Annotated in this window: 12 protein-coding genes; 4 read left to right on the top strand and 8 right to left on the bottom strand. The window is 56.7% G+C overall.

The genetic code is table 11. The features are described 5' to 3' along the window. The first annotated feature begins 243 nt into the window (after positions 1-243). Positions 244-828 (top strand): HAD family hydrolase, encoded by a 585-nt coding sequence (locus CLV44_RS06540; RefSeq protein ID WP_106591310.1) that lies wholly within the window; start codon positions 244-246, stop codon positions 826-828. 57 nt (positions 829-885) lie between these two features. On the opposite strand, the gene CLV44_RS06535 is transcribed toward CLV44_RS06540, so the two are convergent. From CLV44_RS06535 to CLV44_RS06520, 4 genes are all read right to left on the bottom strand, one after another. Continuing rightward, positions 886-2,244, bottom strand: coding sequence for a TRAP transporter large permease (locus tag CLV44_RS06535; RefSeq protein WP_106591309.1), 1,359 nt, complete (start codon positions 2,242-2,244; stop codon positions 886-888). After that, positions 2,234-2,875, bottom strand: coding sequence for a TRAP transporter small permease subunit (locus CLV44_RS06530; protein WP_106591308.1), 642 nt, complete (start codon positions 2,873-2,875; stop codon positions 2,234-2,236). The genes CLV44_RS06535 and CLV44_RS06530 overlap by 11 nt, the downstream gene beginning before the upstream one ends. Beyond that, complete coding sequence (locus CLV44_RS06525; RefSeq protein ID WP_106591307.1) at positions 2,850-3,899, bottom strand: TRAP transporter substrate-binding protein; 1,050 nt, start codon at positions 3,897-3,899, stop codon at positions 2,850-2,852. Before CLV44_RS06525 ends, CLV44_RS06530 begins: the two co-directional genes overlap by 26 nt. Before the next feature lie 75 nt (positions 3,900-3,974). After that, the gene (locus CLV44_RS06520) at positions 3,975-5,474 is read right to left on the bottom strand and encodes a CoA-acylating methylmalonate-semialdehyde dehydrogenase (protein ID WP_106591306.1); all 1,500 of its coding nucleotides are present in this window, start codon (positions 5,472-5,474) and stop codon (positions 3,975-3,977) included. A 144-nt stretch (positions 5,475-5,618) separates the two neighbouring features. Between CLV44_RS06520 and CLV44_RS06515 the strand changes: the two genes are divergently transcribed. After that, complete coding sequence (locus CLV44_RS06515; RefSeq protein ID WP_106591305.1) at positions 5,619-6,566, top strand: LysR family transcriptional regulator; 948 nt, start codon at positions 5,619-5,621, stop codon at positions 6,564-6,566. A 63-nt stretch (positions 6,567-6,629) separates the two neighbouring features. Here the strand turns inward: CLV44_RS06515 and CLV44_RS06510 are convergent, their stop codons facing one another. Both CLV44_RS06510 and CLV44_RS06505 read right to left on the bottom strand, forming a co-directional pair. Then, on the bottom strand, positions 6,630-6,842 hold the full coding sequence (locus CLV44_RS06510; protein WP_106591304.1) for a cold-shock protein: 213 nt from the start codon (positions 6,840-6,842) through the stop codon (positions 6,630-6,632). 677 nt (positions 6,843-7,519) lie between these two features. Further along, positions 7,520-9,769 carry a YgiQ family radical SAM protein gene (locus tag CLV44_RS06505; RefSeq protein ID WP_106591303.1) on the bottom strand — a complete coding sequence of 750 codons (2,250 nt, stop codon included), beginning with the start codon at positions 9,767-9,769 and terminating at the stop codon, positions 7,520-7,522. A gap of 184 nt (positions 9,770-9,953) precedes the next feature. Here CLV44_RS06505 and CLV44_RS06500 point away from each other — a divergent pair, with 184 nt between their 5' ends. Continuing rightward, a complete protein-coding gene (locus tag CLV44_RS06500; protein WP_106591302.1) occupies positions 9,954-12,056 on the top strand; it encodes a TonB-dependent siderophore receptor in 2,103 nt (700 codons plus the stop codon). Positions 12,057-12,149: 93 nt separating this feature from the next. Here CLV44_RS06500 and CLV44_RS06495 read toward each other — a convergent pair whose 3' ends face one another. After that, on the bottom strand, positions 12,150-13,475 hold the full coding sequence (locus tag CLV44_RS06495; protein ID WP_106591301.1) for a Na+/H+ antiporter NhaC family protein: 1,326 nt from the start codon (positions 13,473-13,475) through the stop codon (positions 12,150-12,152). Positions 13,476-13,681: 206 nt separating this feature from the next. Further along, positions 13,682-14,407, bottom strand: coding sequence for a monofunctional biosynthetic peptidoglycan transglycosylase (gene mtgA / locus CLV44_RS06490; RefSeq protein ID WP_211298094.1), 726 nt, complete (start codon positions 14,405-14,407; stop codon positions 13,682-13,684). A gap of 107 nt (positions 14,408-14,514) precedes the next feature. On the opposite strand from mtgA, the gene CLV44_RS06485 reads away from it, so the two are divergent. Further along, the gene (locus CLV44_RS06485) at positions 14,515-14,847 is read left to right on the top strand and encodes a hypothetical protein (RefSeq protein WP_106591300.1); all 333 of its coding nucleotides are present in this window, start codon (positions 14,515-14,517) and stop codon (positions 14,845-14,847) included. The last annotated feature ends 43 nt before the right edge of the window (positions 14,848-14,890 follow it).

Raw genomic sequence — 14,890 nt, 5'->3', positions numbered from 1 at the left:
CCCCCTTGTACATAACGCCCCACTCACCGGAATTTTTGGAGCGAAGCAAAGAATATTTACGATATAAATAGTCATTATTGACTGCATGTGCAAACTCATTGATTCCAATAGCAAATGAGCACGCCCCCATTGAACCAATCACCCAACTGCTTGCGTACGCCTTGAAACACATTCAGGCTCTACCCAATATCGGCAGTCCTGATAAGGTAACCTGTTCAATCCACATTACTCAGAGGCTGCAGAGTGAAACAACTGCGAGGCGTTATTTTCGACCTGGATGGCACCCTGGTGTCTTCCGATCTTGATTTTGCCGCGATCAAACGGGAGATCAACTGTCCGCCAGAGGCCGATGTACTAACGTTTCTGGAAACTCTTCCAGTCGAACAGCAGCATGAAGCAATGGCCATCGTTCACCGCCATGAACTGCAGGATGCACAACACTGTGAGTGGATTTCGGGTGCCCGTGCCTTCGTTGATAGTTGTCTTGAACACAACATTCCGATGGCGATTGTGACGCGTAACTCCTGCCAATCCTCAAAATTGAAAATTGAGCGCAATGCCATTCCCATCGAGGTTGTGATTACACGGGAGACCTCCAAGCCCAAGCCAGACCCGACGGCTCTGCTGGATATCGCCCGTGATTTCGCACTGCCGACGCATGAGGTATTGATGGTGGGGGATTATCGGTATGACCTGGAGGCCGGTCGGAATGCAAACATGAAATCCTGCCTGGTTAATTACAGGATGCTACCCGACTACTCACACCTGGCAGATTATGCCTTTCCGAACTTTCAAGCACTGCATGAGGCCATGTTTGGCAACCAATAAATGGTGTGCCCTTCCTGGTCTCAGGCCTTCCCTGGCCAATAACGCTCGCTGGAATATCTACTCGCTCATGCCCGGCAACCACAGCACGATAGACGGGAACAGGATGCACATAACCAATCCGGTCAGCTGCAACAACACGAACGGAATGATCGAACGGTAAATAGTGCCAATACTGACGCTGCCATCGGTGATGCCCTTGAGATAGAACAGGGCATACCCAAAGGGTGGCGTCAGGAAACTGGTTTGCAGATTAATCGCTACCAGAATGGCGAACCACACCAGCAATGCCTCGCCTTGAAGCACACCGCCGAAGTCCAGCCCGTTCACTACCGGCAACAGTAACGGCAGAATCACGAAACTGATTTCGATCCACTCAAGGAAGAAACCAAGCAGGAAGATCAACCCCATCAGCAGCAACAACAGACCATAAGGTCCAAGGCCGGTACCGGTGATCATCTCTTCGATCATGTCGGCACCGCCAAGGCGCTTGAACACCACACTGAAACAGGTCGCACCAATCACCACAAACAGGATCATGGCCGATGTTTTTGAGGTCAGCCGACAGACTTCACGCAACGCCTGCATATTCAGCTGCCGCAGCAGCAGCGCCAACAGCATGGCACCACCCGCCCCAATGGCGGCCGCTTCAGTCGGTGTTGCTATCCCCGCCATGATCGAGCCCAGCACGGCTGTAATCAATACCACCGGGCCAAGCAGGTCACGCAGCAGCGCAATCGCCAGCGGCAGCTGATCTTCAACCTCTTCAGCCGCGCCACCTTCACTGGCCAGTGGTGCCCAGTCTGGGCGCAACCGCGCCGCCATCAGCAGATAGAAGGTATACAGCGCACCCAGCATCAAACCGGGAATCAGTGCAGCCTTGAACAACGCCCCCACCGAAATCTGCATGATGGAGCCCATCAGCACCAGCATGATCGAGGGTGGAATCAGGATGCCCAAGGTGCCGGACGCCGCTACTACGCCGTAAGCCATCTCCGGCTTGTACCCCTGCTTGAGCATGACCGGCAGCGCCAGCAACCCAAGCATGACCACCGACGCACCAATAATGCCGGTACTCGCGGCCATAACCACGCCCAGTAGCGCCACCGAAACGGCCAAGCCACCGCGCACGTTTCCGAACAGACGCTGCAGGGTTAGCAGCAGGTTCCTGGCAACGCCAGAGCGCTCCAGCATCAGCCCCATGAACACGAACAGCGGGATCGCGATCAACAACCAGTTTTCCATCACCCCGCCAAAAATGCGTGATGATACCGTGCCCAAAAACGGCAGCGGTATATCACCAATAAAGGCGAAAAGTATCCCCAACCCTCCCAGCAGGAAGGCGACCGGGTAGCCACTGAAAATCCCGACCAGCAGCGCAACGACCATGGCAATGGCCATTCCATATTCATCCAGCATCCGAGCTCTCCTCTACATCACGTGCCGGATCCAGTATCCGAGCCAGGCGATCAAACACCTGCCCCAGTGCGCCCAGCGCCAGCAGCATCAGTCCTGCCGGCAATGCGCCCTTGATCAAAAAACGGTCACTGAGACCGCCATAGTTGGATTGTTCACCCGAAACATAGGCCATCTGCACCATATGCTTCGACAACCAGGCAACCAGTACACAGAACGGGATCAGCAGGAACAGGTGGCCGATGATCTCGACCCAGTGTTTGGTTGCCGGAGACATGCGGTGGTGCAGCATATCGACCCGCACATGCATATTGGCATGCATGGCATAGCTGGCTCCGATCAGGGTCAACAGACCAAACAGATGCCATTGCAACTCGGTCATGGTGTTGATGGTGACCGCCTTGCCCAGCAACAGGATTTTTTCGTCCCAGCGGATGAGTTCATTGATGCCCAAGGCATTCATCAGCACCGTGGCCAGTACCGCGCACATCACGCCCAGTACCAGCCAGCTGCTGACCTGGCCAAGCCAGCGGCCCAACCCGATCAACGGGCAGGCCATAGTGGCGCACCAGCGGGCACCGGTATGGCGCCAGCCGGGCAGGTGGGGATTAACGCGGGGTTGCTTGTAGCTCATACCACTCATCCACCAGTTTGCTGTGTTTCATCAGCGACTCGTAGGCCTTGGCAAACAGGGGATTGTTTTTCATCTCCTCTTCGCGCACTTCATCCCAGCCCTTGCGGAGCTCGGCCAGTACCGGGTCCGGGAAGCGTTTGACTTCTACGCCCTTGGCTTCGAGTTTGCGGATGGTACGGATCTGTTCGGCAGGCGCTTCAGCCATCGCCCACTGCAGTGTGGCGCGGCAAGCGGTCTCGAACTTGGCCTTGGTGGCATCGTCATACTCGTTCCAGACATCCTTGTTGATGATGAACGAGAACCAGCTGGCAGACTGGTGCCAACCCGGGAAGTAGTAGTATTTGGTGACTTCCTCGAAGCCCATGATCTGGTCGACCTGCGGCACCGAGAATTCGGTAGCATCGATACGGCCACGTTCCAGCGCCAGATAGATTTCGCCGCCCGGAATCAGCTGCGTAGAGGCACCAAACTTGTTCAGCACCTTGGCACCCAGGCCGGAAATACGCATGCGCAGACCGTCAAAGTCCTTGATGTCATTGATTTCCTTGCTGTACCAGCCACCGGTTTCCTGCGGCGAGATAAAGCACGGCAGTACCTTCACATTGTACTGATCATAGGCACTCTGCAGGATCTCGGTACCCTCTCCGGCCCACATCCAGGACATGAACGCTTCCGGCGACGGGCCAAACGGCAGCGCACCATACAAATTGGTTACCGGAACGGTACCGGCCCAGTACCCGATCCAGTCCCAACCGGCAGGAACGGCACCGGAAGACACCGCATTGAACACTTCAAACGCCGGCACCAGATCACCGGGGTTATGGACTTTCAGTTTCACTTCACCATTGGTCACCGTTTCCAGCTCCTGGGCAAAGCGCACAGCACCTTCACCGATGAACAGGTTGGTGTTGAAGGTGTTCGCCACATCCAGCTTGGATGGGCCAGCAGCCTGCAAGGTGGTCGATAGTGCCAGGGCGGCAGCACCGGCTCCTAAGGCAGTAGTGATACGGGAGAACTGACTCATGATTTCACGTCCTTTTGTTATTATTGCGGTGATAACCAAAATTCAGTGGCACGGCCGGAGCCGTGCCGGATGCGGTTACTTCATGGAAATGGTGGTGTTGACGCCCTGCGATTCGTCATCGGGCTCGAACCAGCGCGAGGTGACAGTTTTGGTTTGGGTCCAGAACTGGATCGCCTGCTTGCCGTTGGGGCCAAGATCACCCAGCTTAGAAGCCCGTGATCCGGTAAAACTGAAGAACGCCACCGGAACCGGAATCGGTACATTGATCCCGACCTGGCCGACATCGATATCACTTTCGTAGCGACGTGCGGCCCAACCGGAGTTGGTGAAAATTGAAGTGCCGTTGCCGTTGGGGTTGGCGTTGATGAATTCGATCGCTTCATCCAGCGTATCCGCTGTAACCACACACATCACCGGACCGAAAATCTCTTCATGGTAAATGCGCATATCAGGGGTTACGTCGGTAAAGATGGTCGGACCAACGAAGTTGCCGTTCGGGTAGCCCTCGACACTGACGTTACGGCCATCCAGTGCCAGCGTTGCCCCTTCGGCCACACCTGAGTCGATGAGATTGATCACCCGGTTACGCGCCTGGGGTGACACCAGCGGCCCAAGGTCAGCATCACGCTGTGTACCGGGGCCAATAATCATCATGGTGGAACGCTCGATCAGTTCCGGCAACCACTCTTTGGCTTCCCCCACCAACACGACGACGGAGTTGGCCATGCAGCGCTGTCCAGCCGCGCCGAAACAGGAGCCGATCACGTTGTTGATCGCCTGACTGCGGTTGGCATCCGGCATGATTACACAATGGTTTTTCGCGCCCATCATCGACTGCACGCGCTTGCCTGCCGCTCCGGCACGGTCGTAGATGTGGGTACCCACATGGGTCGAGCCGATAAACGACAGCGCCTTGATATCCGGATGATCGCAGATCTGGTTGGCCACATCAGGACCACCATGGACCACATTGAGCACGCCAGCCGGAATACCGGCTTCATGGGCCAGCTCGACCAGACGCATGGTGGAGGTCGGATCCTGCTCGGAGGGCTTGAGTATGAAGGTATTACCGGTAGCGATCGCCAGCGGGAACATGAAACAGGGCAGCATGATCGGGAAGTTGAACGCGGTAATCCCCGCACCCACACCCAGCGGCTGCTGCAGTGAATAGACATTCACGTTGCCAGCGGCATTCTCGGCAATCTCGCCCAACTGCAATGAGGTGATGGAGCAGGCATGTTCGATCACTTCCAAACCGCGGCCCACTTCGCCTTCCGCGTCCGGCAGAGTCTTGCCATGCTCCTCAGTGATCAGCGCAGCCAACTCTGCAGTATGTTCGCGCACCAGTGCCTGGAAGCGCAGCATGATGCGCATGCGCTGTACCAATGACACCTTGCGCCAGGACTTGAACGCTTCCTTGGCGGCGGCAACCGCTTCGTTAACTTCAGCTTCGGTAGCAAACGGTACACGCGCCACCACTTCCTGCGTGGCCGGGTTAACCACATCACGCCAATCGTTGCTGGCAGAGCGCACTTTCTCGCCATTAATGAACAACGGTATCTCACGAACCGACATATACCTGATCTCCTTATATTTTTTATGTATTCAGGCAGGAACTCAGTGTTCCATTAAGTTGACTCCGAGTCTAGCGGCGCTTGCAGTTGACAGACAACGCACAGTTCAGCACATTGGTTGTGCAAAAACGCACAAGGAAAAGGCATGTTAAATTGGCAGGATTTACAGATTTTTCTCGAGGTGGCGCGTGCCGATCGGCTGACAGATGCCGCTCGTCGCCTGGCGATCGACCACTCCACGGTGTCACGCCGTATCCGTCGTTTTGAAACCGACCTTAATACTCAGCTGTTCGAACGCAGCACCCACGGCTACCGACTCACCGCTGCCGGCGAGCAGCTGCTGCTGTTTGCGGAAGAGATGGCCCGCCAAGCCACCGGCGCCAACGAAAGTATCAGCAATCAGAATCTGCAGGTGGGTGGCCAGATCCGTTTGGGCGTCACCGAAGGCTTCGGCACCTATGTCATCACGCCCCTGCTGAGTGCCTTTCAACAACGCTACCCCGACGTCACCATTGAACTGCTGGCCCTGCCCAAGGCGGTCAATCTGAGTCGGCATGAAGCGGATCTGGCCATTACCATCGACCGACCGAAAAATGCTGAAATGGTGGTGTCGCGACTCTGCAGCTATCGGCTGCGACTGTATGGCGAACAGGGCTATTTGGCCCGTCGCGGCCGACCCGTATGCATGGGTGACCTGTCGGACTTCGAGCTGATCGGCTATGTCGATGATCTGGTCTTCAGTGATCAGCTGTGTTATCTCGACCCCTTGCTGAAGGAACTGCCATCACCGCCACGGTTTACCCAGCGCAGCACCAGCGTCATTACCCAATTGCATGCGGTTCGGGCCGGTAGCGGGCTGGCCGTGCTGCCCTGCTTCATGGCAGAACAGGACACTGCGCTGCATGCCCTACTGACGCAGGAGATCGATATCTGCCGTGAATTCTGGATAGCCGCCCGTGCCGAGCAGCGTCAATTGCTGCGCGTACGCCTGCTGTGGCAGTTTCTGAAAAACACGATGGACGTGAATCAGCCGTATCTAATGGGCGAAAGTAATACCGGTCTACAGCTGCCGGTGGAAGTCTTACCGGCTTGATCCAGGAAGGATAAAAACAGAACAGCGGGCAGAGTGCCCGCTGTTGCGAAGACGCACTACCGATTATTCAACGATAGAAACGTTTTCGGCCTGGGGGCCTTTCTGGCCCTGGGTAACTTCGAAAGTTACAGTCTGGTTTTCGTGCAAAGTGCGACGACCAGTACCATTGATAGCACGGAAGTGAACGAACACGTCCGGGCCGCTTTCCTGCTGGATAAAGCCGAAGCCTTTTTCATCATTGAACCACTTAACGGTACCGGTAACGAGCTGTGACATTTTTTGCCTCTTTCTTTTGCATGTACACCAGCAGTGCTGGTTTTTCTTATGTATGGATGCACCAGGTGCCATCCGATCGTGTGGATTCGGCCTCATGCCGAACCTGTGGTCAACAGCACAAGGCTGTCGACCCATTCAGCCCCCGAAATGCCGGGAACAGAAATTTTCCTTGGTACAGACACTCAACGCACCCGCGCCGCTATAAATTTCGAACCCCTGGAGTCTAGACCGAATTCATTGCGATCCCGTGACGAGACAGGCCTTGCGCATGCACCATAGCGGAGAGGCGGTCTGACGGAATAAACACAGAATGGGTAAAGAACGGGGAAGCGAACAGTCGGCTGGGCATCCGGGCAACAACGATATCGAACGCCGCTGTGCAAACGCTGCTCGCCACACACAGGGGTGCGGTATTCAAGATTTTGCGGGCAGCAATCAAGCTGCGGGGGTACAGTCGTATCAAGTAAATCCAACTCCGTACCGGATATTCTCCGGTCGCCCGGTGCCCTTTACAAAGCCTGCATCAATGCGCTGAGTGCATGAATTTGACGGTACCGGAAAAATGTCTTTCTCCGCATAATACCCAAGTCCAATCCAATTACAATGCTACCAAGGGCATTTTTTCGACCCGCCAATGGCGGGTCTCCCACCCTGTTTATGGCATTGCGCAACAGGCATCAGCGCCCCTGTCGCTGCCGTCCTCCGGCAGCCGGTTTGCGCTTGGCTGGCCGCTTGCCGGCCGCTTTTTCAGGGGTATTACCGGCACGGGGCGGCAACCCGGTGTGCTGGGTCAACAGCTTGCCCTTGCCGGCACGGGCCGCTGTCGGCGAGTTTTTGCGTCGTGGGCTGACATGTTTAGCGTCGTCCGGCTGCTCGGTTGGAATCAACTGTCGGTCGCCATTCCCAATTAGATCGGCACGCCCCATGGATGTCAGTGCCTCGCGCAGCAGCGGCCAGTTGTCCGGGTCATGCCAGCGCAAAAATGCCTTGTGCAAACGACGCTGACGCTCGCCTTTCACTGCCTCAACCTGCTCACTGCTTTTCTTGTAACTGAGCTTGCGCAGCGGGTTGCGGCCGGTATGGTACATCGCCGTGGCCGTGGCCATTGGCGAAGGATAGAACGCCTGCACCTGGTCCGCTTTGAAATCATTGCGCTTGAGCCAAAGCGCCAGGTTCATCATGTCCTCATCGCTGGTACCGGGGTGTGCAGCAATGAAGTACGGTATCAGGTACTGGTCCTTGCCCGCTTCCTTGGTAAATTTCTCGAACATGCGCTTGAAGGTATCATACGTGCCGATGCCCGGCTTCATCATCTTGTCGAGCACGCCACGTTCGGTATGCTCCGGCGCAATTTTCAGATAGCCGCCGACATGGTGGGTTACCAGTTCGCGCACGTATTCTGGGTCTTCCACCGCCAGGTCATAGCGCAGACCGGACGCAATCAGGATCTTCTTGACCCCTTTCAGGTCACGCGCCTTGCGGTACAACGACGTCAATGAGCTGTGATCGGTATTGAGGTTCTGGCAGATGCCCGGAAACACGCAGGAGGGCTTGCGACAGGCGGCTTCGATCTCGGAACTTTTGCACGCCAGGCGGTACATGTTCGCCGTGGGCCCGCCAAGATCCGATATCACGCCGGTAAAACCCGGAACCTTGTCGCGAATCTCCTCGATCTCGCCAATAATCGATTCATGCGAGCGATTCTGGATGATGCGGCCTTCATGCTCGGTAATGGAACAGAAGGTACAGCCGCCGAAACAGCCGCGCATGATGTTGACCGAGAACCGAATCATCTTGTACGCCGGAATCTCGTCCTTGCCATAGGCCGGGTGCGGTACCCGCGCATAGGGCAAACCGAAAACGTGGTCCATTTCTTTCGTGGTCAACGGGATCGGCGGCGGGTTAAGCCAGACTTCCTGATCACCATGCAGCTGTACCAGTGCGCGGGCATTACCCGGATTGGTTTCCAAATGCAGTACACGGTTGGCATGGGCGTAGAGCACCGTATCCTTGCTGACCTTCTCGTACGAGGGAATGCGAATCACGGTTTTGCTGCGGTCGAGTTTGACCCGCGGCTCGATATGCAGAATCTGCACCTCGTCTTCCGCTTCCATCTCCGCGCTTTCGCCGCCTTCACGGCCCTGTTCCACCTGGCACTCGGCCAAATCGCGCGTGTTCACATACGGGTTGATGATCTTGTCGATCTTGCCCGGACGGTCAATACGGGTCGAATCAATCTCCAGCCAGCCTTCGGGGGTGTCCTTGCGCACGAAGGCGGTGCCGCGTACATCGGTGATTTCGCTGACCGGCTCGCCACGGGAAATGCGATGCGCCACTTCAACCACTGCGCGTTCGGCGTTGCCGTACAGCAGCAGGTCGGCACGCGCATCCAGCAGAATGGAGCGGCGTACCTTGTCCTGCCAGTAGTCGTAATGCGCGATACGGCGCAGCGAGCCTTCAATGCCACCTAGAATGATCGGCACGTCTTTGTAGGCTTCGCGACAGCGCTGGCTATACACCAGACTGGCGCGATCCGGGCGTTTGCCAGCCTTACCGCCTGCGGTATAGGCATCATCCGAACGGATTTTACGGTCTGCGGTATAGCGGTTGATCATCGAATCCATGTTGCCGGCAGCCACACCGAAAAACAGGTTCGGCTTGCCCAGCGCCTTGAATGCCTCTGCCGAGTGCCAGTCCGGCTGGGCGATGATGCCAACACGGAAACCCTGTGCTTCCAGAAGACGACCGATGATCGCCATGCCGAACGATGGATGGTCCACGTAGGCATCACCGGTCACGATGATGATGTCACAACTGTCCCACCCCAACTGATCCATCTCGCTGCGTGACATCGGTAAAAAGGGTGCGGGGCCAAAGCATTCGGCCCAGTATTTGGGGTGTTCAAAAATCGGGGTGACAGCGTGCATGGATCAACCTGGAGTAAGCGTTATTAACGGTCGGCGAGTATAGCGCATTTTTTGAACAGAACCGACCAATCCACAGGGTTGAGGCCGGAACGACAAAACAAAGCATTGATAATACGAATTACTATCATTAATATAATCAAACATTTTACGCCTTCTCATTCACCTGCCTTGATAAGGACCGCCCATGTCCAAACAACACCCCCTTGCACTCGCTATCGCAACCCTGCTGGCAACACAGGCTAGCCACGCAGCATCCACCACGCAGCCACCCTCACATGCCGGAGACAAGATTGTGATCACCGGCAGCAGTGACAGCTACCGCACAGGCAGTAGTACCGGAGCCATGCGCATGGAAATGGGACAGCTGGAAACGCCGCAGCAAGTCAATGTAATCAGTGAGCAATTGATCATCGAGCAGGGTGCCACAACGCTGGGGCAGGTCTTGAGTAACGACGCCAGCATTTCCGCTGGCGGTACCAGTCGTAATCGCGAACGCTTCTCCCTGCGCGGTTTCGACCTGAACAGCGGCAGCGGATTCCTGCGCAACGGCCAGCAGCACTGGTCTCACTACCGTCAGCCGATCGAATTGCTCGACCGCGTTGAAGTACTGAAAGGCCCTTCCGGCTTGCTCTACGGTAAGTCAGCGCCCGGCGGCCTGGTGAATATGGTCAGCAAAAAGCCGACCTACGAACATCAAACCACCCTGCGTCAGGACTTCGGTTCTGACAACGAATTCCGCACCACGCTCGATACCAGTGGTGCCTTGACCGCAGATCAGCGCTTGCGTGCACGTCTGGTACTGTCACACCAGCAGTATGACAGCTGGCGGGAATACACCGATGGCAGCACACCCGAAACCGAACGCTTCGTTGGCGGCCTGTTCGTGGATTACGACCTGACGGACAACGCCACTCTATCGTTTCACTATGACAAGACCCGCGATGACGGCAGCGTAGATTCAGGTGCTTACATCCAGAACGGCAAACCCGTATTGGGTGACAAACACATCTGGAATGCCCAATGGTCCAACATCGACAACGATGTGGAGAACATCGGCGTCGACCTCGACTGGCAGCTCAGTGACAACTGGAAATTGAACGCGGGTTACAACCATCAGGATTTAGTGCGTCACGATCTTGAAAGCTCTTCATTCAGTGATTACAACCCGACGACCGGTACTTACAAGGTCAGCGGCTTCGATCGGCACGACAACTGGCAATTCGACACCGCCTACGCCGACCTGAGCGGCCGTTTCCATACCGGCCAAGTGCAACACGAAGTGCTGGTCGGTACCAACTGGCTCAATTACTACTATAAGCGCCAGCAACAAAGTTTCCGCGGCGGCAGTGCCGTGGATGCTACGGTCGGCCAGCCCATCGAAAAACCGGCCGACCTGGATTACCGTTCAGCCAATGCAACCGTTTATCCCGAACGTGCTTCCTACGGCCTTTACGTACAGGATTTAATCACTCTCAATCCGCAGTGGCAGTTGCTGGTCGGTGCCCGCTACGATTACGAGGATGACGGCGAAGAAACCCAGGGGAATGTTGTGCCCAAAGCCGGGGTGATCTACCACCCGACCACCGCTGGCTCCATCTATCTGACCTATGCCGAAAGCTTCGAGCCTCAGGGACCTGTCAGTGACCCGGATGACATCAACGACGGCATGAAACTCGACCCGGTCAGCGGTGAAATATACGAGCTGGGCACCAAATGGAACCTGATGGATGACCGCTTGCTGCTGAGCGCAGCCGTATTCGACCTGACCCAAAGCAACAAGGTTCTGAAACGTGACCGTGATGATCTGGGCGCGGGCCTGACGGAAACGCGTCAGATCGGTGAGCAGAAACATATCGGCGCTGAACTGATGGCGGCAGGCCAGTTGACCGACAAGCTGTCCCTGCAGGGCAGTGCGATCTGGCTGGATGCTGAACTCAAGGACCCCTACGATGCCTCACTGGATGGCAACCGTCCGGCCGACGTACCAGAATTCGCGGCCTCCATCTGGACCCGTTATGACCTGACCGGCAACACCGCCTTCAACCTGGGTGCCACCCATGTCGGTGAACGTTATGGCGACAGCCGCAATACTTACAAAAAGGACGGTTACACCCGTTTCGATGCTGGTGTATCGCATAAGATACGTCAGTTCAAACAGGCAGACCTGACCCTGCGCTTGAAAGTGGAAAACCTGTTTGACGAGGACTACCTGGCAGGCGGCGATGACGATACCACCGTGATTGGTGAAGGCCGCAACTTCCTGGCTTCGGTGGAAATGCGTTTCTAATCAATAGACAGAACGACCCCCAATAAAAACGGCCGCTGCATTGCAGCGGCCGTTTTTGTATTCGTAACCCTGTGCAGGCCACGACGAAACATATCAGGCGTTGGCGTGTGCCTTGGGCTGAGGCCGTCCAATCATGATCGACAACAGAGCCACCGCCGCCAGTACCCAGCAGTAATGAATACTGCCGATGATCAACAGCGGCGACAGCTTGGCGATCGACCCTGCCAGCAGTACCTGAGCCCCGTAGGGCAGCATGCCCTGTACCACACAGGAAAAGATATCCATCAAACTGGCACTGCGGCGCGGATCAACGCCGTAACGCTCGGCAATATCCTTGGCCAGCCCGCCGGAAATGATGATCGCCACGGTATTGTTCGCGGTGCAGACGTTAGTCAACGCCACCGCCGCACTGATGCTGAACTCACCGGAGCGACGGTGTTTCTTCGGATCACTGCTCTGACGTGACAGCTTGTCGATCATCCCCGCCAGCCAGACCAGACCACCCTGGGATTTCATCAACGCGCCGAGGCCACCGATCAGCAACGACAGGATCATGATCTCCTGCATGCCGGTATACCCGGCGTAGATATCAGTAGACCACTGCGCCACGTTGTAGCCCTCGGTGGCGAACAAACCCACACCGCCTGCCAACAGGATGCCGACCAGCAGCACCAGCATCACGTTCAGCCCCGACAGTGCCAACACCAGCACCGCCAGATATGGCATCACCCGCAGCAGCTCATACTCGCCCGGCGCTTCCACCTGCGCACTGCTGCCCTGAATGAACAGCCACACCAGTGTCAGCAGTGCCGCCGGTAGCGCAATCTTGAAATTGAGGCGGAACTTGTCGCGCATCTCGCAGCCCTGGGTTCGGGTCGCGGCGATGGTGGTATCGGAAATGATTGACAGGTTATCGCCGAACATCGCTCCACCCACCACCGTACCGACCGTCAGCAGCAGCGGCAGATCGGTCGCTTCGGCCACGCCGACCGCAATCGGAGCAATCGCCGCAATGGTGCCCATGGAGGTCCCCATTGAGGTGGCAATAAACGCCGTAATCACGAACAGGCCCGGCAGCACCATTGATGGCGGGATAATACTGAGACCGAAGTTGACGGTGGCATCCACCCCGCCCACAGCCTTGGCCACACTGGCAAAGGCACCGGCCAGCAGGTAGATCAACGCCATGGTAATGATGGTGTGATCACCGACACCGGCAATAAAAGTTTCGATGCGGGCGTTCAGTTGCCCCTTCTGCAGGATCAGCGCCAGCACGATGGCAGGCAGAATCGCCACCGGTGCGGAGATCTGATAGAAGGCGAAGTCGACACCCGCTGCCTGATAATAAAGACCACTGCCGATGAACAGGGCCAAAAAAAGTCCGAGTGGCAACAGGGCCAGTGGAGAGTTTTTCGTCATGTTGGTATCCGATTCATGCCTGACCGATCAGGTCAAATAGTAACCACCGCCCAGCCAGATCGGCAGAGCAGTAAACGGAATCAAGGAGTTGCACGCTGTATCAAGCAGCCTGACACGCGTCCATGCAGAGAATAGGCGTCATCATGCGCCACGAAGGGCACTTTTATACAGCAAATGCCATAAAGACTGAACCTTTTATAACCAGTTCATTCAAGCTGGCCGACCCAGTCAGGCCCCAGTTGACGCATCTGCTGCCGAATCCAGTCGGCACGCTGGCGCACATAGGTCGTGGGTGGCTGCGCCTGATACAGCCAGGGGTTGGGCAAAATGGCAGCCAGGCGAGCGGCCTGATCTGCGTTGATGGTCGCCACCGGTTGCCGGTACCAATACTCGCTGGCTGCTCCTGCACCATAGATGCCGGGCGCGAACTCAACAATGTTAAGGTACAGCTCCAGAATGCGCCGCTTGCCCAACATGCTTTCCAGCATCAGCGCCAACGGCACTTCCAGCCCCTTGCGCACCCAGTCGCGGCCGGGCCACAGGAACAGATTCTTCGCCGTTTGCTGAGTCAGGGTGCTGGCCCCTCTAAGCCCCTGGCCAGCGAGCGCCTCTTCCAGCGCGCTCCGCACAGCATGCAGATCAATGCCACCATGCAGCGGGAAACGCTGATCTTCAGCCGCCACAACCGCCAACTGCAGCTGCAGCGGGATCTGTTCCAGGTCCACCCATTGATGACGGTATTCCGCCGGATAGCCAACCGGCTGAGACAGTTCCCGCCACACCAGCCACGACCACACCGGCGGATCAATTACGCGCAGACTGAACACCAGCAGCGTCAGCAGCACGCCCACTACCAGGCCGACACGCCACAACACGCGCCAGAGCGGCCGAATAACATAGCGAAAAAACACAGAACGACGGGAACGGGTCACATGGCCTCAACACACAGAGTAAACAGAGGAACAGGAAAACGGTCGGAACTCTTGCCCTAAGCCCCGGTCAGCATTCTATACTATGCCAAACGCCAAACGAGACTGTCATGCCTGATACACCTGCCTATCGACTGACCGGCCTGCTGAGTGCAGTAGCATTACTGCTGCTGTTGCTCGCGCCTGTCGTCGCATCGGCAACCACCATACCGCCAGGTTCCATGACCAGCGGCATGATGGCAGCCGGGCATGATCATGCGGACAGCCAGGACTCTGCTCCCTCATGCTGGCAACAGTGCATGAGCAGCTGCAGCAGCCATTGTGCCCCACTGCTGCCGGCACTTGCCCTTGGACCGGCCGCCAAGGCCACTCATATTACCCTGACACCGAACCTGTATCAGCAACTGTTCCCGTCCGGCCTGCACCGCCCTCCAAAAGCCTGAATAGCCTTTGACCCTGTCGCCACGTTCAGGCGGCACTGACATT

Source organism: Marinobacterium halophilum (genome assembly GCF_003014615.1).
GTDB classification, from domain to species: Bacteria; Pseudomonadota; Gammaproteobacteria; order Pseudomonadales; family Balneatricaceae; genus Marinobacterium; species Marinobacterium halophilum.
The sequence above is the reverse complement of the archived record's forward strand: the minus strand, read 5'-3'. Positions and strand labels throughout refer to the sequence as shown.